The organism is Pedobacter cryoconitis, from assembly GCF_001590605.1.
Classification (GTDB): Bacteria; Bacteroidota; Bacteroidia; order Sphingobacteriales; family Sphingobacteriaceae; genus Pedobacter; species Pedobacter cryoconitis_A.
In genome coordinates this window covers 3,898,098-3,919,469 of record NZ_CP014504.1, presented here as the reverse complement: position 1 = coordinate 3,919,469, position 21,372 = coordinate 3,898,098, and the positions used below count along the sequence as shown (strand labels likewise).

The 21,372-nt window shown below is 39.2% G+C and carries 19 protein-coding genes; 13 read left to right on the top strand and 6 right to left on the bottom strand.

Going from position 1 to position 21,372, the window contains the following annotated elements:
* Positions 1-113 precede the first annotated feature (113 nt).
* Positions 114-740, top strand: coding sequence for a tetratricopeptide repeat protein (locus AY601_RS16215; RefSeq protein ID WP_068402936.1), 627 nt, complete (start codon positions 114-116; stop codon positions 738-740).
* 85 nt (positions 741-825) lie between these two features.
* Here AY601_RS16215 and AY601_RS16210 read toward each other — a convergent pair whose 3' ends face one another.
* Positions 826-1,356, bottom strand: coding sequence for a hypothetical protein (locus AY601_RS16210; protein ID WP_232324617.1), 531 nt, complete (start codon positions 1,354-1,356; stop codon positions 826-828).
* Entirely contained in the window at positions 1,356-2,876 is a 1,521-nt protein-coding gene (gene gpmI, locus AY601_RS16205; RefSeq protein WP_068402932.1) for a 2,3-bisphosphoglycerate-independent phosphoglycerate mutase, read from the bottom strand. Before gpmI ends, AY601_RS16210 begins: the two co-directional genes overlap by 1 nt.
* Before the next feature lie 214 nt (positions 2,877-3,090).
* Here gpmI and AY601_RS16200 point away from each other — a divergent pair, with 214 nt between their 5' ends.
* From AY601_RS16200 to AY601_RS16185, 4 genes are all read left to right on the top strand, one after another.
* Entirely contained in the window at positions 3,091-3,486 is a 396-nt protein-coding gene (locus AY601_RS16200) for a DUF4783 domain-containing protein (protein WP_068402931.1), read from the top strand.
* 48 nt (positions 3,487-3,534) lie between these two features.
* A complete protein-coding gene (gene nadC / locus AY601_RS16195) occupies positions 3,535-4,377 on the top strand; it encodes a carboxylating nicotinate-nucleotide diphosphorylase (protein WP_068402930.1) in 843 nt (280 codons plus the stop codon).
* 3 nt (positions 4,378-4,380) lie between these two features.
* Positions 4,381-5,034: a glycerol-3-phosphate 1-O-acyltransferase PlsY gene (plsY, locus tag AY601_RS16190; protein ID WP_068402929.1), complete on the top strand. Its 654-nt coding sequence runs from the start codon at positions 4,381-4,383 to the stop codon at positions 5,032-5,034.
* A 91-nt stretch (positions 5,035-5,125) separates the two neighbouring features.
* Positions 5,126-5,953, top strand: coding sequence for a M48 family metallopeptidase (locus AY601_RS16185; RefSeq protein WP_068402928.1), 828 nt, complete (start codon positions 5,126-5,128; stop codon positions 5,951-5,953).
* A gap of 41 nt (positions 5,954-5,994) precedes the next feature.
* Here the strand turns inward: AY601_RS16185 and AY601_RS16180 are convergent, their stop codons facing one another.
* The 4 genes from AY601_RS16180 to AY601_RS16165 form a co-directional block, all read right to left on the bottom strand.
* Positions 5,995-7,254 (bottom strand): anthranilate synthase component I family protein, encoded by a 1,260-nt coding sequence (locus tag AY601_RS16180; protein WP_068402927.1) that lies wholly within the window; start codon positions 7,252-7,254, stop codon positions 5,995-5,997.
* A 79-nt stretch (positions 7,255-7,333) separates the two neighbouring features.
* Positions 7,334-8,611, bottom strand: a complete 1,278-nt coding sequence (locus tag AY601_RS16175) for an adenylosuccinate synthase (protein WP_068402926.1) — start codon at positions 8,609-8,611, stop codon at positions 7,334-7,336.
* Between the two features lie 35 nt (positions 8,612-8,646).
* Positions 8,647-9,135: a Fur family transcriptional regulator gene (locus tag AY601_RS16170; RefSeq protein ID WP_068402925.1), complete on the bottom strand. Its 489-nt coding sequence runs from the start codon at positions 9,133-9,135 to the stop codon at positions 8,647-8,649.
* 142 nt (positions 9,136-9,277) lie between these two features.
* Positions 9,278-11,485 (bottom strand): RelA/SpoT family protein, encoded by a 2,208-nt coding sequence (locus tag AY601_RS16165; protein WP_068402921.1) that lies wholly within the window; start codon positions 11,483-11,485, stop codon positions 9,278-9,280.
* 110 nt (positions 11,486-11,595) lie between these two features.
* Between AY601_RS16165 and AY601_RS16160 the strand changes: the two genes are divergently transcribed.
* The 8 genes from AY601_RS16160 to AY601_RS16125 all read left to right on the top strand — a co-directional run bounded on the left by AY601_RS16160 (position 11,596) and on the right by AY601_RS16125 (position 21,364).
* Positions 11,596-12,216 (top strand): DUF4294 domain-containing protein, encoded by a 621-nt coding sequence (locus AY601_RS16160; protein ID WP_068402917.1) that lies wholly within the window; start codon positions 11,596-11,598, stop codon positions 12,214-12,216.
* Positions 12,217-12,218: 2 nt separating this feature from the next.
* On the top strand, positions 12,219-12,716 hold the full coding sequence (locus AY601_RS16155; protein ID WP_068402915.1) for a glutathione peroxidase: 498 nt from the start codon (positions 12,219-12,221) through the stop codon (positions 12,714-12,716).
* Positions 12,717-12,754: 38 nt separating this feature from the next.
* Positions 12,755-13,489, top strand: coding sequence for a bacillithiol biosynthesis deacetylase BshB1 (gene bshB1, locus AY601_RS16150; RefSeq protein ID WP_068402913.1), 735 nt, complete (start codon positions 12,755-12,757; stop codon positions 13,487-13,489).
* A gap of 55 nt (positions 13,490-13,544) precedes the next feature.
* Complete coding sequence (locus AY601_RS16145; RefSeq protein ID WP_068402911.1) at positions 13,545-14,906, top strand: acyl-CoA dehydrogenase family protein; 1,362 nt, start codon at positions 13,545-13,547, stop codon at positions 14,904-14,906.
* Positions 14,907-15,016: 110 nt separating this feature from the next.
* A complete protein-coding gene (locus AY601_RS16140) occupies positions 15,017-16,150 on the top strand; it encodes a TlpA disulfide reductase family protein (protein WP_068402909.1) in 1,134 nt (377 codons plus the stop codon).
* A gap of 173 nt (positions 16,151-16,323) precedes the next feature.
* Positions 16,324-16,872 (top strand): RNA polymerase sigma factor, encoded by a 549-nt coding sequence (locus AY601_RS16135; RefSeq protein WP_068402907.1) that lies wholly within the window; start codon positions 16,324-16,326, stop codon positions 16,870-16,872.
* 79 nt (positions 16,873-16,951) lie between these two features.
* Positions 16,952-17,980, top strand: a complete 1,029-nt coding sequence (locus tag AY601_RS16130) for a FecR family protein (RefSeq protein WP_084359319.1) — start codon at positions 16,952-16,954, stop codon at positions 17,978-17,980.
* 90 nt (positions 17,981-18,070) lie between these two features.
* On the top strand, positions 18,071-21,364 hold the full coding sequence (locus AY601_RS16125; protein WP_068402904.1) for a SusC/RagA family TonB-linked outer membrane protein: 3,294 nt from the start codon (positions 18,071-18,073) through the stop codon (positions 21,362-21,364).
* Positions 21,365-21,372 lie beyond the last annotated feature (8 nt).

Genomic DNA, 21,372 nt, shown 5'->3' with positions numbered 1-21,372 from the left:
TCATATTTTCCTTTTTTCAACGTTTACCCTTTAAATATCAATAAATGATATGTAAATTATGGGTACATAATACCTATCATTTTATATCTTTATTCTTTATTAAATAAAATTTGATGAACTACATTAAAAAAGCGCTTATACTATTTTTGGTTGTTTCTGCCAATGCCGCTTTCGCTCAAAGCGGAAGTTACGATAAATTAGGAATGCAGGCAATGATGAAAGGTGATTATAAAGGAGCTGTTGCTCAGTTAGAAAAAGCCGATTCTAAAACTCCAAATAATCCAAGCGTACTAAAGATGCTTGGGTATTCTTATTTTCAATGTGGTAATTTTGAGAGTTCTATTGAAACCTATAGCAGACTTATTACGGTAAAACCTTCTGATTATTCAGCTTATTACTATCGGGGTAAAGCCAGACAGAATGTTGCAAATGATCCTAAGGAATCTTTGAACCAGATGCGTGATACATTTTACCAGTCGGCGATTAAAGACTTCACTAAAGCAATTGAGATCAACGGAGAAGAAGATACCCAATTGTTGCAGAACAGAGGTTTAGCTTATAAAGATTATGCAATTTATAAATCTTATAAAATCAAGAAACGCGTAGATAAAGATGCTTGTATTGTTTTATTTAACAATTCAGTTGCAGATTTTCAAAAAGTGTTAACTGTTCAGCCTTTGCGTAAGGATATCATTTCTTTGATAGACTATGTGAAAGCACAGGTGGCAAGTTTGAAATAAAACACAAATAAGTTATCAATAAAAAAAGCCAGAGTATACGCTCTGGCTTTTTTTATTGATAACTTATTTTAAAGGTCAATGATTTTTAATTGAATCTTCCTGTAATCGCATAACTTTTTCCATTCAGTAACTTAATGTTCTGCGTTTTCTTCACCTCATATAAGCTATCAGGAAAATAAGAAAGTGTATCATTTGAAGTATACAGTGAATTGGTATTGCTGATCAGCAGCTTTATGCCGTGAATCTTACCGTTTCTATAGTTTACAATAAGTGATTTAACAGGTACCTTTTCATCGTTAGAAAGATAGGTTTCTGAATCTTTAGCTTTTTCTGCCGTAAACAGTCCCTGCCAGGCAGATTTATTGATGTCAGCATCAGAAAAAGAGGACAATTCTTTTGACCAGTCTGCAATCTTCAGTTTTTTACGCTCCGAAGCTTTATTCACAATAACGGTTTTATCAATCTCAGGATTTAATGCCGTTAAACGTTTAGCCTCTGTCGCTATATAATCCTTCAGATCAAAATAAGTCAAAGGCGCATGCTGGTTTTTGGGCGCTGTAGAAGTACAGGCCACAAAAACTAAAATGCTTAAAGAAAGGAATGACAGTTTCTTCATTATATCAATTCATTTCCTGTCATGATCGCAGGCTTCTCAATTCCCATTAACTTCAGGATTGTAGGTGCAACATCACCTAATTTACCATCAGCGATTGCCGTATAATCTGTACCTACTAAAATACAAGGAACCAGGTTGGTGGTATGTGCCGTATTTACAGAACCATCTTTGTTTACCATATATTCTGAATTTCCGTGGTCTGCGAGAATAATAAAAGAGTAACCATTTTCAAGGCCCTTAGTAACTACTTCCTGTGCACAACGGTCTGCAGTTTCAACGGCTTTAATAACAGCTTCAAATACACCTGTATGGCCTACCATATCTGGGTTCGCGAAGTTCAGACAAATGAAATCTGCCCAGCCTGTTTCCAGCTCTTTGGTAATTGCATCTGTAATTCCCTGCGCGCTCATTTCTGGTTTAAGATCATAAGTTGCTACTTTCGGAGAAGGAACCATTAATCTCTTCTCGTTTTCGAAAGGCAGTTCTCTGCCGCCAGAGAAAAAGAAAGTAACGTGAGGATACTTTTCTGTTTCCGCAATACGGATTTGGTTTTTATGATTTTTCTCTAAGATTTCTCCCAGCGTTTCTGTCAGGTCATCTTTAGTAAAAATAACTTTTACACCTTCGAAATTCTCATCATAAGTAGTCATTGTTACATAGTACAATGGCAATTTGTGCATCTCAAATTCAGGATAGTCATTTTGAGTCAGGGCAGCAGTAATTTCTCTGCCACGGTCTGTTCTGTAATTGAAGCAGATCACGACATCGTCGGGAGCGATCACGGCCAAAGGCTGATGGTCTGCTCCAGTAACTACGATAGGCTTAACAAACTCATCTGTAATGCCATCAGCATAAGATTGTTCGATAGCTTTTAAAGGATTTTGTGTAGGTAAACCTACTCCTTTAGTCATGACATCATAAGCTTGTTTAACGCGTTCCCAGCGGGAATCTCTGTCCATCGCATAATAACGGCCAATTAAACTGGCTATTTTGCCGGTAGAGGTTTTTAAGTGGTCATCCAGTTCTTTAATGAAGCCCAAGCCTGAATTCGGATCTGTATCCCTGCCATCTAAAAAGCCATGAATAAAGACATCTTTCAGTCCCTGATCATTTGCAGCATCACATAATCCTTTTAAATGATTGATATGGGCGTGCACACCACCATCAGATACTAGTCCGATAAAATGAACAGCTTTGTTATTTTTCTTAGCGTAATCAAAAGCATCAACTAAAGTCTGATTAGTTAGAATAGAGCCATCGCTGATTGCTTTGTTAATTCTTCCCAGTTCCTGGTAAACGACTCTTCCTGCACCCAGGTTCATGTGCCCAACTTCAGAATTCCCCATCTGTCCGGCAGGCAGGCCTACAGCCTCACCGGATGCTTCCAGTTTTGAGTTTGGATAGTTTTTCAGTAAAGAATCAAAGAAAGGTGTATTTGCTGCGTAAGCTGCGTCTGAGTTGTCTTGTTTTCCGTAACCCCATCCATCAAGAATGAGGAGCATCACTTTTTTATTATTCATTTAAATTGAATTGATATTTCGCTGATAAATAATGTCAAACAAATATAACTCTTATTGATTTTGATGAAGCATCTAATTGTAATTTATACACTGATCTGATCTTTACCACAGGAGTTTCAGTTCTTCATGGTTATATGATCACTTGAATTCCTGTACAAGGTCCAGTTTATATAATGGCATAATTTGTGTGCGGAATTATTGTTATCTTTAGAATATGATTAGACCCATACTTTCGACATTGATTTTTTTGACCCAGTTATTCCATCCTGGATTAATTCAAGGAGATATTGTTGATTCTATATCAACGTTATTCAAGTCTGCGAATTCAAAAGAGATCAGTAAAAGCTTTTCCCCATCTGTGGAGCTGACTATAAATGAGGAAGAAGATGTATATACTAAAGCACAGGCAGAACAAATACTCAGAGATTTTTTCACTAAGAATGCGCCTGTGAATTCAACTGTTGTACATTTGATCAATACCAATGCTAATTATAGGTTTGGCATCCTGTCCCTGAGTACAAAAAGCGGGAAATTCAGGGTGGCAATTACGCTGAAAAAAACTGCTAACACCTTTTTTATCACCGAATTAAGAATTGAACCCGATAAATAGTAATGCAAATTTAGGTAAAAATGCTATTTTTGATCTAAAATACATGTTTTGGATAAGAAATTAATAGACCTATTTATAGAAAATGCGATCGCCGAAGACCTTGGCGATGGCGATCATACCTCTATGTCTACCATCCCGGCCGGAACAACCGGAAGAGCCAAACTATTGGTTAAAGAGGATGGTATACTTGCCGGCGTAGCACTTGCGCTTGAAATTTTCAATCAAGTAGATTCAACGCTTCAGACGGAAGTTTTTTTAAATGATGGAGATGCTGTGAAATATGGAGATATTGCCTTCACTGTTGCTGGCAGCTCCCATGCTATTTTACTGGCCGAAAGACTGGTTTTGAACTGCATGCAGAGAATGAGCGGGATAGCGACTAAGACCAATCATGTTGTAAATTTACTTTTACCTTATCAGACTAAAATTCTGGACACCAGAAAAACTACCCCGGGTATGAGATATCTGGAGAAATGGGCAGTTAGAATAGGTGGTGGGGTAAATCACCGGATTGGTTTGTATGATATGATCCTGATCAAAGATAATCATGTAGATTATGCAGGTGGAATTTCAAATGCAATTACAGCTGCAAATCAGTATCTTGCAGATAGTGGTAAAAAACTTGAAATAGAAATTGAAGTAAGAAACCTGGAAGAATTGGCCCAGGTATTAAATACAGGTAAGGTAAATAGGATTATGCTGGATAATTTCAGCTTTGCTGACCTTAAACAGGCTGTGAAATTGATTGATCATCAGTTTACAACAGAAGCGTCTGGTGGGATTACCGAAGAGAATATAACTGAATATGCAGCGTGTGGAGTGGATTTTATCTCTATGGGCGCATTGACCCACTCAGTTAAAAGTTTAGACATGAGTTTAAAAGCCTATTAAGGTATGATATCTATCTACTCTATTTCTGCGGTTATTTTAGCCTATCTCTGCGGGTCTATACCTACGGCAGTTTGGATCGGACAGGCATTTTATGGTATTGACGTAAGAGAATACGGCAGTGGAAATGCTGGTGCGACCAATACTTTCCGTGTACTGGGTAAAAAGGCTGGTATGGCAGTAATGACAATCGATATCGCTAAAGGATACACTGCGACCAAGCTTGCCTACTTTATAGGGCTATCTGTAACAGGCCCACATAATTCTTCTCAATTTGTTAACTATGAACTTGCACTGGGTGTAACTGCTGTGATGGGACATTTGTTCCCAATCTTCGCTGGTTTTAGAGGAGGTAAGGGAGTAGCTACGCTTTTTGGAATGATTTTAGCAGTTAACTTCCCGGCTGCTATGCTTTGTGTTCTTGTTTTTGTGGTCGTATTGCTGGTTACAAAATATGTATCTCTAAGCTCTATATGTGCGGGATTTACTTTTCCTTTAGGGATTGTTTTTATACTGCATTCCACAATTAAGTCTGAAGTTCTGTATGGGATGTGTGTTTGCATCCTGATATTGGTTACACACCAGAAAAACCTGGAACGTTTACTTAAGGGCAAAGAATCTAAAGTGTATCTGTTTAAAAAGAAAACAAATACTAACTAAAAACCGATGAAACCTGCATGAGCTTACTGTTCTTAAAATTAGACCTGCAAGCTCATGCAAGCTTCATGATCCTTGAAAAAAATATCAACTTATGAAAAAATTAACGTTACTGGGTATTGCTGCTGTAGTATCTATGACTTATGCATGTTCTACAGTTCCTCTGTCAGGGAGAAACAGGATAAGTTTTGTCAATGAAAGTGAGATGCAGACTGCCGCTGCACAGAGTTATACCACACTTTTAAAAGATCCGAAAACCAAAATATTAAATAATGCTGATGCCCAGAGAGTTAAGCAAATCGGGCAAAAAATTGCTGCTGCAGTTACAAAATATATGAATGCCAATGGTTATGCTGCACAAATTCAGGGTTTTCGATGGGAATTTAACCTGATTGACAGTAAAGAAGTAAACGCATGGTGTATGCCGGGTGGTAAAGTTGCTGTTTATTCTGGTATTTTGCCTGTAACTAAAGACGATGCAGGACTAGCCACAGTAATGGGACATGAGATTGCACATGCAATTGCGCAGCACTCTTCAGAACGTGCTTCAAAAGCGGCATTAGCACAAGGTCTGGGAGGTTTAGTTGGTGCTGCAGCTGGTAGTCAGTCTGAAACCACGCAAGCTGCAATCAGCAAAATCTACGGGGTTAGTGCGCAAGGGTTTTACTTGTTGCCTAATTCAAGGACACAGGAATTAGAAGCCGATCACTTAGGACTGATCTTTATGTCTATGGCTGGTTACAATCCCTCAAGTGCAGTGAGTTTCTGGCAAAGAATGGCTGCTGTAAGTCAGAGTTCACAAAAACCACCTGAGTTTTTAAGTACACACCCTGCAGATGGTACAAGGATTGCACAGATTCAAAGAGACTTGCCAGAAGCACAAAGATATTTTAACTCTCCTACGGGAAAGCCAATCAGATAATCAGAAGAGTAATTTTCTGATTCTATACTATAAAAGGGCCGCTAATGCGACCCTTTTAACGTTTTAATCATTGCTGAAGCTTTCAGCATACATTCTTCATATTCAGCCTCTGCAGAAGAAGCGAAAGTTATCGCTCCACCCACCTGGAAAGATAAATACTTATTTTCTTCATTGTACAGGATGCTGCGGATCACTACATTGAAATCGAAATCCCCTTCAGGATCAAAATACCCAAAAGCACCAGAGTAAATCCCTCTTCTGCTACATTCTGTATCTTCGATCAATTCCATTGCTCTTACTTTCGGAGCACCTGTCATCGAGCCCATTGGGAAAGCATTTTCTATAGCTTCAACCGCGTGTAATTCCGGTTTAAGCTGACAGCTTATAGTCGAAATCATCTGATGCACCTGCGGAAAGCTGTAAATTCCAAAAAGCTCCTTGACTTTAACCGTTCCTGGTACTGCGCTTTTTGTTAAATCATTTCTAACCAGGTCTACGATCATTACATTTTCGGCCTGTTCTTTAATGTTGTTTTTTAAATCGATCTTAATCTGTTCATCTTCCTGAACATCAGGACTTCTTTTCGCTGTTCCTTTAATCGGCTGGGAAGTTAGCAAGTTTCCACGTTTGCATAAAAAACGTTCGGGACTTGCAGAAAGAATATACTTCTTATCCACCTTAAAGAAGCCTGAAAATGGGGTAGGGGATAATTCATTTAAATTCAGATAAACCTGATAGGGATCAATAGAAGCATTTTCTGCAAAGAATTCCTGGCAGAAATTAACCTCATAAATATCACCCCTTACAATGTGATCTCTCAATTCGTTGACCTTAGCCAAATAAGTTGCCTTGTCCATTTTTGGCTCCAGCTGCAAAGCAGGGGCAGAATTTACTGGAAGCTGCTGTAGTCCATTAATGGTCTCCAACAAATCCGCAGGCCCTGCCAATACTTCAATATGGCCATTGCTAACCGCAATCAGGTATTTTGGTGCAAAGAAGAAGAGGTCTGGAAAATCCAGTTTATTCTCTTTGCCGGATGTCAGCTCTTCTACCTCGTTTTTAAGATCGTAGCTTAATAAGCCGAATAACCAACCCGGATGAGTTTGAGAAAATGTTTTCAGCGCCTTAAAAGCATTGCCTGTTGGAGCATTCAGCTGATGCTCAGTACCTGCGGCAAGCAGAAAATCATATTTGGAATAAGGATCAGTGTATTCATTTGAATCAAAACAACAGCAGACTTCAAATTGATTTGCCCATTGTAAAGCTTTTTGTTTAAATGAAATTAGTTCCTGGGAATTCATTGTATTTAAAAATTGGTATTCAACACGTTTAAATAAAAAAAGGCGGCACCAGGCCGCCTTTTATATATGAATTGATCTCTTAAGGAAGAATCAACGTTTGTACTCTGTCCGGACCTACAGAAAGGTATCTTACCGGTACTTCTAATTCTTTTTCTAAGAAAGCAATATAAGAAGCAAGCTGAGCAGGGATCTGATCAACTTCAGTGATTTTAGTAATATCAGTTTTCCAGCCTTCAATTTCTTTCAGAACTGGGTTTGGTTTGATCGTAATGATGTCATACGGCATGTAATCAATCGTCTCTCCATTGTGCTCATAATGTGTACAAGCATAAATGGTATCAAATCCGCTCAATACATCAGCTTTAGTCATGACCATTTCAGTCACACCATTCAGCATAATTGCATATTTTAAAGCAGGAAGGTCAATCCATCCGCAACGGCGTGGTCTTCCGGTAGTCGCACCGAATTCGTGACCTACCTGACGCAGGTTTTCACCTACTTCATCTTCCAGTTCAGTAGGGAACGGGCCGCTTCCAACACGTGTGCAGTAAGCTTTGAAAATTCCGATCACACTTCCGATTTTGTTTGGCGCAATACCTAAACCAGTACAAGCACCAGCAGTAGTTGTATTTGAAGAAGTTACGAAAGGATAAGAACCGAAATCAATGTCCAGTAATGTTCCCTGTGCACCTTCAGCAAGAACTTTTTTGCCTTCTTTAAGATAACCGTTTACAAAGTGCTCGCTATCTACATGAGGAATAGTTTTGATAAACTCAATAGCCTCGAAGAAAGCAGCTTCTTTTTCTGTCAGGTCATACTCAAAGTTATAATGAGAAAGTAATTCCTTGTGTTTAGTAACCAGTTTGTTATAACGTTCTTTGAAATCTGGTAAGGTGGTATCCCCAACACGTAAACCATTACGTCCGGTTTTATCCATATAAGTCGGGCCAATACCTTTAAGTGTAGAACCGATTTTATCTTTACCCATTTTCTGCTCATTTGCAGCGTCTAAAAGCTGGTGAGTAGGAAGAATCAGATGTGCTTTACGTGCGATCACCAGTTTGCCATTGGCAACAGGATCATGACCTGCAGTTTTCAGGTTATCTAATTCTCTTTTTAAAATGATGGGATCGACTACCACACCATTACCAATCAAATTCATGGTGTCTTTGTTGAAAATACCAGATGGAATAGTATTTAAAACAAACTTTTTGCCATCAAACTCTAAGGTGTGGCCGGCATTCGGTCCGCCTTGAAAACGAGCTATCAAATCATATTGCGGACATAATACGTCAACAATTTTTCCTTTGCCCTCATCGCCCCATTGCAGGCCAAGAAGCACGTCTACTTGCGTCATTATTTTAATTTAAGAAAAGATTATAATTGTGTTGTTTAACTTGCGTGTTTAATATCCTCTTTCTGTTTAATGGATGCTTTAGCTGAACAGTCAAAGCAGCTGCCATATAAGTTTAAAGAGTGATGTTTGATTTCGAATTTCAGCAGGTCACCTACCATGCTCTGAATCTGATGGATCCTTGGATCACAGAATTCAACAACTTTACCACAATCAATGCAGATTACATGATCATGCTGGTGGTAGCCATACGATTTTTCGAACTGGGCCATGTTTTTCCCAAACTGATGTTTGGTTACCAGATCACAGGAAACGAGTAACTCCAGTGTATTGTACACGGTAGCCCTGCTTACTCTGTATTTCTGATTTTTCATATGGATGTAGAGGGTCTCTACATCGAAATGATCATCTCTGGAATAGATTTCTTCTAAGATGGCAAAACGCTCAGGCGTTTTTCTCAGACTTTTATTTTCGAGATAAGCTTCGAATATTTTTCTAACCAACTCGCTGTTATGGTTTGTAGACATAGTTTTAAAACTCCTCTCAAAGGTATCATTTTTTATATAGAACGCGATGAAACTGTTTAAAATTTATCTGTTTATTGCTTCATTTTGACTCATAAGCAATTTAAACAGATAAACTTAAACAGTTTTTATAGTATAATCAATTTTAAGCGTCAAAACGTGTTACACCTGTCACCCCTTTGACCTCCATCAGATTTTTGATCAGGTTGTCCAGGTGTTCTTTATCGTTGACAAAAATCATGATGGAACCATCAAAAATACCATTGTCCGTGTCTACAGTAATAGAACGCATATTCACCTTAAAATCACCAGAAATTACTTTGGTAATATTGTTAATCAGCCCTACATCATCAATTCCGATAATGTGCAGCCCGGTCAGGAAGGTTAGTTCCTGTTGTTTGTTCCATTTCGCTTTGACCACGCGGTAGCCATAATTGGCCATCAGCTGTGCAGCATTCGGACAATTGGTCCGGTGTATTTTAATTCCTTCACTTACGGTAACAAAGCCAAAAACATCATCGCCAGGAATAGGATTACAACAGGCAGCCAGCGTGTAATCAATTTTCTGCAGGTCTTCGCCAATCAGTAAAATATCAGACTCAGGGCCTTTTACTTTACTTAATAAAGCTTCAATCTGCTGTCCATCGTTGCGCTCAATGCCTCTGTTTTCGATTTCCTTTTCACTCGCCAAATATTCTTTCAGATCTTTCAGTTCGATCTTTCCGGTTGCTACAGCAATAAAAAGTTCCTGGGTAGAAGTCAGCTTGAAGAAATAGCTCAGTTTATTCAGATTATCTGTATTATAGGTAATCTTTAAAGATTTAAGCTTGCGTTCCAGTGTTTCTTTACCACCTTCTGCAATCTTCCTTTTTTCTTCCTTTAACGAAGACTTGATTTTTGACTTTGCTTTTGCGGTAACCACAATATTCAGCCAGTCTTCTTTTGGGACCTGTTTGCCAGAAGTTATAATTTCTACCTGGTCACCATTTTGTAGTTTGTAAGAAAGCGGTACCAGTTTATGGTTCACTTTCGCACCGATACATTTAGCCCCTACATCGGTATGGATCTCAAAAGCAAAATCCAGTGCCGTAGCACCCAATGGCAATTGTATTAATGCTCCTTTCGGGGTAAAGATGAAGATCTCATCCGAAAAGAGGTTCATTTTAAAGTCATCCAGGAAATCCAGGGCATTCGCTTCCGGATTGTTCAGCATCTCCCTCACTTTCAGGATCCACTGATCCAGTCCGTTGTCATTGCTTGACTCTTTATATTTCCAGTGTGCTGCAAAACCTTTCTCCGCAATTTCATTCATGCGCTGCGTGCGGATCTGTACTTCGACCCACTGGCCTTTTGGGCCCATTACTGTCGTATGCAAAGATTCATAGCCATTCCCTTTCGGAGAAGATACCCAGTCGCGTAAACGGTCCGGATTGGGACGGTATAAATCGGTCACTATAGAATAAGCCTTCCAGCAATCAGCTTTCTCATTTTCAGGAGAGCTGTCCAGGATAATCCGGATGGCAAAAAGATCATACACTTCTTCAAAAGGAATGTTTTTCTTTTTCATTTTATTCCAGATCGAATGGATAGATTTTGGCCGGCCATAAATACTCGCCACAAAACCCTGTTCTGCTAATATTTCATTGATCGGATCAACGAAATGTTTAACAAACAGCGTACGTTCTGCCTTTTTCTCATTCAGTTTGGTTGCAATAAATTTATAGGTATCCGGCTCCAGGTATTTCATGGAAAGATCTTCCAGTTCAGATTTTATCGCATACAGACCAAGCCTGTGTGCCAAAGGAGCATAGAGGTAAATAGTCTCAGATGCAATCTTTAACTGCTTGTGCCTTGGCATAAAATCCATGGTCCGCATGTTATGCAAACGATCTGCCAGTTTAATTAAAATTACCCTTACATCATCTGCCAGGGTCAGCAGCATTTTCCTGAAGTTCTCGGCCTGCAAAGAGCTGTTATAATCAAAAACACCTGCTATTTTAGTCAGGCCGTCAATGATCTTGGCAGTTTTCTTCCCAAATTCTCTCTCAATATCTTCGAGCGTGATATCTGTATCTTCCACCACATCATGCAATAGTGCGCAGACAATAGATGTAGTTCCCAGCCCGATTTCCTCAGCAGCGATTTGAGCCACAGCAATCGGGTGATAAATATAAGGCTCACCAGATTTTCTGCGCATATCTTTATGACTCTCAAGGGCCACATCGAATGCTTTTCTGATTTCTTTTTTATCTCCTTTTTGTAATGTTGGCTTACAGGCACGCAAGAGAGCACGGTATCTCTTCAGGATTTCTTGCTTTTCCGCTTCTAAATCAATCACTAAGGTATTCTTCATTTGTATTATTTTCGTAATAATTATAGCTTGTTAATCGTTTAAGAATATATTAGATTTAGTTATAAACCTAATGTATTAAATTTGCTTTAACTTCGTGGGAGTATAAATTTATGAAATTTTGCAGTTTATTTATTCTGTTATTTGTCATTATTGCCGTAGGTGAACTAAAGGCCCAGGAAAGTTCTGTGCCTGTTAAGTTTCCTGTAAGGGGCAAAAATGATACCATCAGAGTAGCCTCTACGAACGAAGATGGTGAAATGATACCATGGATACCTCTGAATGAGGTAGTTATCTATGGTGCCAGAATTTTTAAAACTCCTGCAGACCGTGCCGCCTTTAACAGGCTCCGTTACAATGTACTAAAAGTTATGCCTTATGCCCTTTTTGCAAAGAGAAGGTATGAGCAATTGGAGCGCGACCTTGCGGTAACCACAGATCGCAAAGCGCATAAAAAGCTCGTGAAAGCTTGCGATGCTGAAATCAAAAAAATGTTTAATACAGAGATCAAAGAACTGACAATTACGCAGGGCCAGATTCTGACCAAGTTAATTGACAGGGAAGTCGGCCGTACTACTTACGAAATTGTCAAAGAAACACAAGGAGGTGTAAAAGCCTTTATTTACCAGTCCGTTGCAAGAGTAGTGGGCCATAATTTAAAAAGCACTTATAATCCTGAAGAAGAAAGAGATATAGAATCTATTATTCAGTCTTCGGGCTTTTATCATCAATAAGCATGGAAGAAAACCCTCAAAGTATTTACCAGTTTAATGCAAAACTAATCGATGGAAAAAATAAAGAATTAGCAGATTATAAAGGTAAAGTGCTTCTGATCGTAAATATTGCTTCTGCGTGTGGATTCGCGCCTCAATTGAAAGAACTTCAGGAGCTCAGAGATTCGTTTAATCAGGAAGAATTTGAAGTTCTGGGTTTCCCTTCCAATGATTTCGGTGGGCAGGAACCTTTAGTAGGAACTGCGATTTATGAATTTTGTGAAGCAAACTACGGTGTTAAATTTCCTGTATTTGAAAAAATCATGGTCAGGGGTTCGCAAGCAAATCCAATCTATAAATTTTTGAGTAATAAAGACCTCAATGGTCACATTAAATCTACACCAAGGTGGAATTTTCATAAATATCTGATCAATAAGAACGGCGAAGTAGTGGATTACTTTTTCCCGTTTACCAAACCATTATCTTCCAAGGTCAGAAAGAAAATTCAACGCTTGCTCTAAAACGGTGCGCGAGTGCCCACCAATTCTAAAACAAAACAATGAAATTAGATATATTAGTATTAGCTGTACATCCTGATGATGCAGAATTAGGCTGTTCAGGAACAATTTTAAAGCATATTGCGCAAGGTAAAAAAGTAGGAATAGTTGATTTTACCAGGGGGGAGTTAGGCACCCGCGGAACAGCTGAAACACGTGATCAGGAAGCGAAGGATTCAGCAAAAATATTAGGTTTGCATGCCCGTGAAAATTTAAGGTTTAAAGACGGGTTTTTCAAAAATGACGAAGCACATCAGCTGGAGGTAATCCGGATGATCCGTAAATACCAGCCTGAAATCATTTTGGGTAATGCGATACGTGACCGTCATCCTGACCACGGAAGAGCTGCCTCTTTAGCGAGCGATTCTTGTTTCCTGTCTGGCCTGCCCAAAGTGGAGACTATAGACAACGGTGTAGCGCAACAGGCATGGAGACCACGGTTGTTCCTTCAATACATTCAGGATACCTATATCAAGCCAGATGTAATTATAGACATTACGCCTTATATTGAAACGAAAATCAATTCTATCAAAGCTTTCAAAACTCAATTCCATAGCCCTGAACTGAATAAAAACCCAGAGCTTGACGGCCCGGCGACTTACATTTCTTCACCAGAATTTTTTGAGAGTGTAATTGCAAGAGCCAGGGAGATGGGAAAACCTATCGGTGCCACTTATGCAGAAGGCTTTACTTCTGCTAAACTTTTAGGAGTAGATAACCTTTTCGAACTGCGTTAGGGAACAAAATGGGGCTTTCGGCTGTTGTTAGTATAAATCTAACACAGTTTCAACTATGGCCGGTATATTCTCTAAGATAAAAAATGCGTATACACTTTTTCAAAGTGTAGATCTCGAAAAACTGGATGCACTATCAAAAAAAGTAGATCTTAAAAAGATAGTGGATTCGGTAGCCGGTCTGGATGAAACACAGCTTTCCGGTTTAATGAAAATGCTGGGCTCTCCACATCAAAAGAAGGAACTTCCACCCATTAACGGTGATTTCTATCATTTGGGAGATACGGCATTAAACGAGGAAGATCGTGCATTGCAATTAAAAGTGCGTGCGTTTTTAGAGAAAGAAGTTAAACCGCTGGTCAACGCGTATTGGCTGAAAGCGGAATTCCCCTTTGAGCTGATCCCTAAAATTGCAGAACTGAATATTTGTGGATTGACTTACCAGGGCTATGGATGCCCTGGTAAATCAAATGTCATGGAAGGAATGCTGGCGATGGAAATGGCCAGAGTAGACACTTCCATGTCTACCTTTTTTGGCGTTCAAAGTGGTTTAGCAATGGGCTCAATCTATCTTTTAGGTTCAGAAGCTCAAAAACAAGAATGGCTGCCAGCGATGCAAAAGATGAAAATTATCGGTGCTTTTGGTTTAACAGAACCCGAAGTAGGCTCTGCAGCTGCGGGCGGCCTTACCACCACAGCTAAAAGACAAGGAAGTAAATGGATCCTGAACGGTCAGAAAAAATGGATCGGTAATTCTACATTTTCGGATGTAACGATTATCTGGGCAAGAGATGTGGATGATAACCAGGTTAAAGGATTTCTGATCAGAAAAGGAAATAAGGGTTTCGCTGTAGAGAAAATGCAGGATAAAATGGCTTTAAGAATTGTGCAAAACGGTCTGATTACACTGACCAATTGTGAAGTAGATGAAGAAGACCGTTTACAAAATGCCAATTCTTTTAAAGATACTGCTAAAGTATTAAGAATGACCAGGGCAGGCGTGGCGTGGCAAGCTGTAGGTTGTGCACGTGGAGCTTATGAAAGTGCATTAGCCTATACCAGGACCCGTAAACAGTTTGGTAAACCTATCGCATCTTTCCAGCTCATCCAGAATCACCTCGTAGAAATGTTGTCTAATCTGACAGCGATGCAAACTTTATGTTTCCGTTTATCTCAATTACAGGATCAGGGATTATTGACTGATGAACATGCTTCATTAGCTAAAGTATTTTGTTCGTTGCGAACCCGTGATGTTGTGAGCAGGGCGAGAGAAGTAATGGGCGGTAATGGAATTCTGCTTGAATATGATGTGGCCCGTTTTGTGGCCGATGCAGAGGCGATATATTCTTACGAAGGAACTAAAGAAATCAATTCCTTAATCGTTGGTCGTGCCATTACAGGATTTTCTGCCTTTGTTTAATATATAAATTAAACAGAAATAGTTCGTTATATTTTGGTTACATGCAATTTCCTCCAGAATATTACCTTAATTTTGGATATACAGTAAATAAAACAATTAAAAATACATAAATGAAAAGATTAGTGCTGTCACTATTAATGACTACTCCGGCTTTCGTGTTTGCACAGCAGGGAGATTTCACCTTAAACGGAAAAATTGGTGCACTGGATGCTCCGGCAAAAGTATACCTGAGCTATAGAAGCGGAGAAAATGCGGTAATGGACTCGGCAGTAGTTAACAAAGGTGCATTTGTATTTAAAGGAAAAGTGGCTGGCCCCACTATGGCAAGAGTGCTTGTTGCGCATAAAGGTGAAAGTTTAAAAGTACTGGGAAGATCGGTAGACAATGCTATTGTTTACCTGGAGCCGGCAACCATTACCCTGACCGCTAAAGACTCAGTGAAAACAGGCGTTGTGACGGGTTCAAAACTAAATGACGAGAATGCACGCTATATGAAAATTATTGCTGCACCCCTTGCTGTTTTAACTGCTATAAACAAAGAATACGGTGATGCTTCTGAAGAAAAGCAGAAAGATGAAGCATTCAGAAAATCCTTGGAAACCAGATATGATAAAGCAGAAGGTGAAATGAAAGCACTTCAGTCAACTTTTATTAAAGCTAACCCTGATTCTTACTTCAGTCTGCTGGCTTTGCGTGAAATAGCAGGACAAAGTATCAATGTTGCAGAAATTGAGCCGGCTTATAAAGGTCTTTCTGAAAAAATACGTACGACTGAAGCAGGAGTTGAATTCGCAAAAGCTATTGATGTTGCCCGTTCAACCTCAGTAGGGGTAATGGCGCCTGATTTTACGCAGAATGATGTGAATGATAAACCAGTTAAATTATCAAGTTTCCGTGGTAAATATGTCCTGATTGATTTCTGGGCTTCCTGGTGCGGACCATGCAGAGCGGAGAACCCTAACGTGGTTGCTGCTTACAATAAATTCAAAGACAAAAAATTCACTGTCCTTGGTGTATCTTTAGATCAGCCGGGTAAAAAAGATGCCTGGTTGGCTGCCATTAAGAAAGATGGTTTAGTCTGGACACAGGTTTCTGACCTTAAATTCTGGAATAACAAAGCAGCAGCACTTTATGGTGTAAGAGGAATTCCTCAAAACTTCTTAATTGATCCGGCGGGTAAAATTGTTGCGACTAACTTAAGAGGAGAAGAATTGCATGCTAAACTTGCAGAGCTCCTGAAATAGATGCAGCAAAGAACTGTTTGATCAGCTCTTTCTGATGATAAAAAGCACTAAGTCCTTCAAAAGACTTAGTGCTTTTTTTTGTTCCGGCTTCCAGGTCGGGTAAAATTGTTTTTTCTGATAGAATTAATACTATATTTAGGTACAGCTAACATTGACCAGTTAGTTTTGCTGAAATGTTGAATTATACTCAGAATATAAAAGAGGGTGACCATATATCTTTTGAGATAGTTTTTAAGCTATGGCATAAAAAAGTCTACGCTTATTTTTTTAAAAAGACAGCTTCCGGAGATCAGGCGAAGGAGCTTACCCAGATGGCCTTCATTAAGCTATGGAACTTTAAACACACCCTGTCCGAAGAATATCCATTCGATCTTCAGCTGTTCAAAATTGCAAAAACTACTTTACTGGATTATTTTAGAAAACTGGCTAACGAGGAACGCAATCTGAAGCTATTTTACCATAAAGCAACTGAAGAAATTGTGGAGCAAGATCAGAGTTTTGAAACTAAACAACAACTGGATCTGGTTTTAAACGTTCTGCCACCGACACGTAAAAAGGTTTTTATGTTAAACAGACTCCATGGCTACTCTTATAAGGAGATTGCTGAACAGCTCTCTATCTCACCAAGAACGGTAGAAAAGCACATCTCTCTGGCCATGAAACAACTTCATGGTTATTCTTCAATCCCTGCACTTATTTTCCTGATCAGGTTTTTTCAATAGGAACTAAAGGTCTGAGAAGAAATTAAAATTTATTTTTCAGGCATTACGGGTTTTGCTCAAATCAAATCGTATTGGTATTATGAATATGTCAGATGAGCTGCTGAATAGGTATTTTAAAGGAACTTGTACACCAGAGGAAAAAATCCTGGTTACACAGTATTTGAATGAAACCGATGATTTACCAGCAGGCGTATTCAGCAAAGACGAATGGGATGAAACTCCGGATGCGATTATCTCTGATGCAGAAACATTCCAGATGTTTGAGACTGTGAAAAAACAAACCATTGCGAAAATACGCCAGGTAAGCTGGCTTAAAATTACCGCTGCTGCTGCAATTGTGCTGGCTGTGCTGGGCATTGGACTTTTGAGTTTGAACCGGAATCAGCCAAAGCCTGATTTGGCTGAACAGGAAAATCCCCGGACTGAAATCAAGCAGGTTGTCAATTGGAAATCAGTCGTGAATTACACTGAACAAGATCAATTGCTAACCTTACCGGATAATTCTACCGTAAAAATATATCCGGGCGGTGAATTAAGATATACCGTTCCTTTTGTTGCGCATAACAGGGAAATCTATTTGAAAGGCAAAGGTTTTTTCCAGGTTACAAAAGATAAAAAACACCCTTTCATCGTTTATGCAAAAGGTGTCTCTACCACCGCTTTAGGAACTTCTTTTACGATTACTGCTTTAGAGAAAAGCAAATTAGTTAAAGTACAACTGCATACAGGAAAAGTGTGGGTCAAAAACATAGATTCCACAAAGCATATCAAACCATTCAGTGAAATTTTAAAGCCAGGCGGTGAGCTGGTCTATAATACTTTACTGAATAAAGTAAAGCTCATCGATGCTAAACTACCTGCAGCACTTAAGCAAAAAGATAGCCCGGTCCTGTTAAACTTTAAACAGGCTCCTTTAGCTGATGTTTTTGCCAGTTTAGAGCAGCACTACCAGGTTAAGATTATTTATAATCCGGCAGATATATCGGAAATGTCGTTTACAGGAAGTTTAAAATTAACACAATCCATAGCAATTATACTGGAAGAAATAACCGAATTAAATAAATTAAGTCAAACCAAAACAACTCAAGGTTACCTGATCAGCAAGTAAAATCAAATCCATATCATTTATATTAATATCCTGCTAAATAAGCAGGAGGGGAATTCTTTTGCCAAATTAAACCACCAAAAACCATAAATTATGCTTAGAAAATTTACTAAACATCTGTTCTTTTGCCTGCTGCTGATCGCAGTTTCGGTAAAAGCCTGGGCTCAGACCTCTGAGATTACCGGGATCGTAAAAGATGAAATGGGAGAGCCCTTAATTGGTGCCACCATACTTTTACAGAATATGAAAACCAATGAGAAGAAGGGGATCATGGTGAATAAAGAAGGCAAGTTCCTGATCAACGGGCTGTCTGCAAATATACCCTATACGATTAGTGCTTCTTACATCGGTTATGCGACAAAAACAATGAATAATTATCTGCTTAAAGCAGGCGAACAGGCAACTTTGCTGATTCAGTTAAACCCTGATTCCAAAGCTTTATCAGACGTGGTCATTGTTGGGTACGGAAGTCAGAAAGCAAAAGACGTAACCACTTCAATTGCCAGCATTAAAGCTTCAGATATCGAAAATCAGCCCATCAGTAATGCTGCAGAGGCAATGGTCGGTAAAATGGCTGGTGTTCAGGTTTCACAGGGTTCTGGTACGCCTGGAGGGGCATTATCCATTAAAGTCAGAGGGGTAGGGACTATTACCGCTGGTTCCAGTCCTTTGTATGTCATTGATGGAGTACCAATTTCCAATGATAATATTAATACTTTAAATACCAATGACATCGCTTCTATTGAAGTACTGAAGGATGCGTCTTCAGCAGCTATTTATGGTTCCAGAGGTTCTAACGGTGTAGTTTTAATTACCACCAAACAAGGTAAGAATGGTGTTTCTACCATTAATGTAAACAGTTATACCGGCTGGCAGACACTATCACACAAAATCAAAATGATGGATGCCTATCAATATTCTCAAATGGTGCTTGATTCCAGGAACAATTCCTATACAGATGCGATGGAGGCCGCTAACAGGAAAAACAATGCTTTAGGTTTGCCTGCTGTTAATTACAACATCAATGACAGTAATGGCACTCGTTTGTTTAATACTTCGAACAATACCAATACGGTAATCCCACAAGAAATTATACCTTATCTGCAAGGTCAGCAAGGCTTGACCAATACGGATTGGCAGGATGAAATCTTTAGAGTAGCACCTATACAAAATCACTCCATTTCTGCTGCGGGTGGTAGTGAATTGCTAAAATATTATGCCTCACTTGAATATTTTAATCAGGATGGTATTATTTTAAATAGTGGTTTTAAACGCTACAGCGGTAGGTTAAACCTGGAAGGGAAAAAAGGAAAAGTAAGGTATGGCGTTAACTTCAATCCATCGGTCATCAATGAGAAGAGAGTAAATGCAAATGGTGCCTATAACTCGAATGGGGGAGGGATCGTTGCCTCTGCTTTGCATTATTCACCTATATTTCCGGTATATAATCCAGATGGCTCTTACAGTTATGCACAAAACTCCTGGAGTCCTGGTACAATTACTACGCTGCCTAACAATACTGTTGCAAGTGGTAATGGTGAAACACAAGCATGGAACCCCGTTGCTTTAGCCAGGCTGCAAAAAGATGACGTGAGTGCTCAACGAATGACAGGTAGTACATTTGTTGAGGCTGAAATATTTAAAGACCTGAAATATAAACTGCAGTTGGGATTTGATATTTTCAATAGTTCAGAAGATACTTTCAGACCTTCTACAATCCCTCAATCCAATACTGCCGGCAACCCATTGTCAGAAGCTACAGGTTCTTCCAGAACGATCAAAGAAACCAACTGGTTGTTAGAACACACCTTAAACTATGCTAAAACTATCGGAGACCATAATATTAATGCTTTGTTGGGCTGGTCTAATCAGAAGGATGATTTAAGTGGGAATTACGCTTTTGCTTCCAAAGGATTTATTAGTGATCAGGTAGAATTTCTGAGTGCTGGTTTGGTGACCAATGGAACCTCTACCCGTACGCAATGGGCATTGGCATCTGGTATTGCAAGGTTGCAGTATAGTTATAAAGGAAAATACCTGTTTACGGGTTCGGTAAGAGCGGATGGTTCTTCCAAATTTGGAAAAAACAATAAGTGGGGTTATTTCCCTTCAGCTTCCCTGGGCTGGAGATTATCAGAAGAAGATTTTCTTAAAAACTCAGAAGCAATTTCTGATTTGAAATTAAGAGCGAGTTACGGTCTGACCGGTAATTTTAACATCCCGAATTACGGATCACAAGGTGCGATGACTAATTACGGTTATGTATTTGGCGGTGCTACTCCATCCGTTATAAATGGTGCTGCACCATTTGCACAACCTAATGATGATTTGAAATGGGAAAAAACTGCGCAATTGAATCTTGGATTTGATGCTTCCTTTTTCAAAAACAAGCTGACTTTATCTGTTGATGTTTATAACAGTAACACTAATAATTTACTATTAAATGTACCTGTCCCTATATCTACAGGTTTTTCTACCGAGCTGAAAAACATTGGCAAGGTCAATAATAAGGGGATTGATATTAATTTGGGTACTCAGCAGCAATTTGGAGGGGTGAGGTGGACAGCAAATGCGAACTTCTCGAAGAACATCAATAAAGTCGTAGAATTAGGCCCGGGTAACGCAGATATTATCAAGACAGGATCTGTTGCCAATGCCTATTTTATTACCAGAGTTGGCGAGCCTATCGGTTCTTATTACCTGCCGGTAGTTTTGGGTGTATTCAAAAACCAGGCAGAGGTTAATGCTTACCCTCATTATACTGACACACAAGGGAATTATGATCTGAATACCTCTAAACCCGGTGATTTTAAATTTAAAGATGTAGATGGTGACGGGGTGATCGACCTGACAAAAGACCGGGAGATTGTTGGAAATTACCTGCCTAAATTTACTTACGGTTTTGCGGCTTCAGCAGAATATAAAGGTGTGGATCTGAATGTTTCAATGCAGGGTGTCTATGGAAATAAAATCCTGAATCTTTCCCGCAGGTATTTTGCGAACAAAGAAGGTAATATGAACAATATGATAAGCTCTCTGGATCGTTGGATGTCGGAAAGTAATCCGGGAAGTGGTGAGGATGTGCGGGCTAACCGTGCTGCAAAAGGCAGTAATGGTACAACTTCTACCTGGCATGTTGAAGACGGATCTTATTTAAGAATCCGTAACATCGCTTTAGGCTATACTTTCCCAACTGGTTTAGTTAAGAAAATGACCCTGACAAAGCTTAGAGTATACCTTTCAGTACAAAACCCTTTTACTTTCACGAAGTATTCTGGATACAATCCAGAGGTAACCAACCGATCTGATGCCACCACAAATGGTGAAGATTATGGCGTTTATCCAACCTCAAAAACCATATCCTTAGGTATCAACATCACTTTATAAAATCAGAA

Bases quoted from the DNA above. Each gene is read 5' to 3' on its own strand.
- plsY (WP_068402929.1), top strand. From the start codon at position 4,381: ATGATATCTATCTACTCTATTTCTGCGGTTATTTTAGCCTATCTCTGC.
- AY601_RS16175 (WP_068402926.1), bottom strand. From the start codon at position 8,611: ATGACGCAAGTAGACGTGCTTCTTGGCCTGCAATGGGGCGATGAGGGC.
- AY601_RS16145 (WP_068402911.1), top strand. From the start codon at position 13,545: ATGGCCGGTATATTCTCTAAGATAAAAAATGCGTATACACTTTTTCAA.
- AY601_RS16165 (WP_068402921.1), bottom strand. From the start codon at position 11,485: ATGAAGAATACCTTAGTGATTGATTTAGAAGCGGAAAAGCAAGAAATC.
- AY601_RS16180 (WP_068402927.1), bottom strand. From the start codon at position 7,254: ATGAATTCCCAGGAACTAATTTCATTTAAACAAAAAGCTTTACAATGG.
- AY601_RS16135 (WP_068402907.1), top strand. From the start codon at position 16,324: ATGTTGAATTATACTCAGAATATAAAAGAGGGTGACCATATATCTTTT.
- AY601_RS16155 (WP_068402915.1), top strand. From the start codon at position 12,219: ATGGAAGAAAACCCTCAAAGTATTTACCAGTTTAATGCAAAACTAATC.
- AY601_RS16125 (WP_068402904.1), top strand. From the start codon at position 18,071: ATGCTTAGAAAATTTACTAAACATCTGTTCTTTTGCCTGCTGCTGATC.
- AY601_RS16130 (WP_084359319.1), top strand. From the start codon at position 16,952: ATGAATATGTCAGATGAGCTGCTGAATAGGTATTTTAAAGGAACTTGT.
- gpmI (WP_068402932.1), bottom strand. From the start codon at position 2,876: ATGAATAATAAAAAAGTGATGCTCCTCATTCTTGATGGATGGGGTTAC.
- AY601_RS16200 (WP_068402931.1), top strand. From the start codon at position 3,091: ATGATTAGACCCATACTTTCGACATTGATTTTTTTGACCCAGTTATTC.
- AY601_RS16185 (WP_068402928.1), top strand. From the start codon at position 5,126: ATGAAAAAATTAACGTTACTGGGTATTGCTGCTGTAGTATCTATGACT.
- AY601_RS16215 (WP_068402936.1), top strand. From the start codon at position 114: ATGAACTACATTAAAAAAGCGCTTATACTATTTTTGGTTGTTTCTGCC.
- AY601_RS16140 (WP_068402909.1), top strand. From the start codon at position 15,017: ATGAAAAGATTAGTGCTGTCACTATTAATGACTACTCCGGCTTTCGTG.
- AY601_RS16210 (WP_232324617.1), bottom strand. From the start codon at position 1,356: ATGAAGAAACTGTCATTCCTTTCTTTAAGCATTTTAGTTTTTGTGGCC.
- AY601_RS16160 (WP_068402917.1), top strand. From the start codon at position 11,596: ATGAAATTTTGCAGTTTATTTATTCTGTTATTTGTCATTATTGCCGTA.
- AY601_RS16170 (WP_068402925.1), bottom strand. From the start codon at position 9,135: ATGTCTACAAACCATAACAGCGAGTTGGTTAGAAAAATATTCGAAGCT.
- bshB1 (WP_068402913.1), top strand. From the start codon at position 12,755: ATGAAATTAGATATATTAGTATTAGCTGTACATCCTGATGATGCAGAA.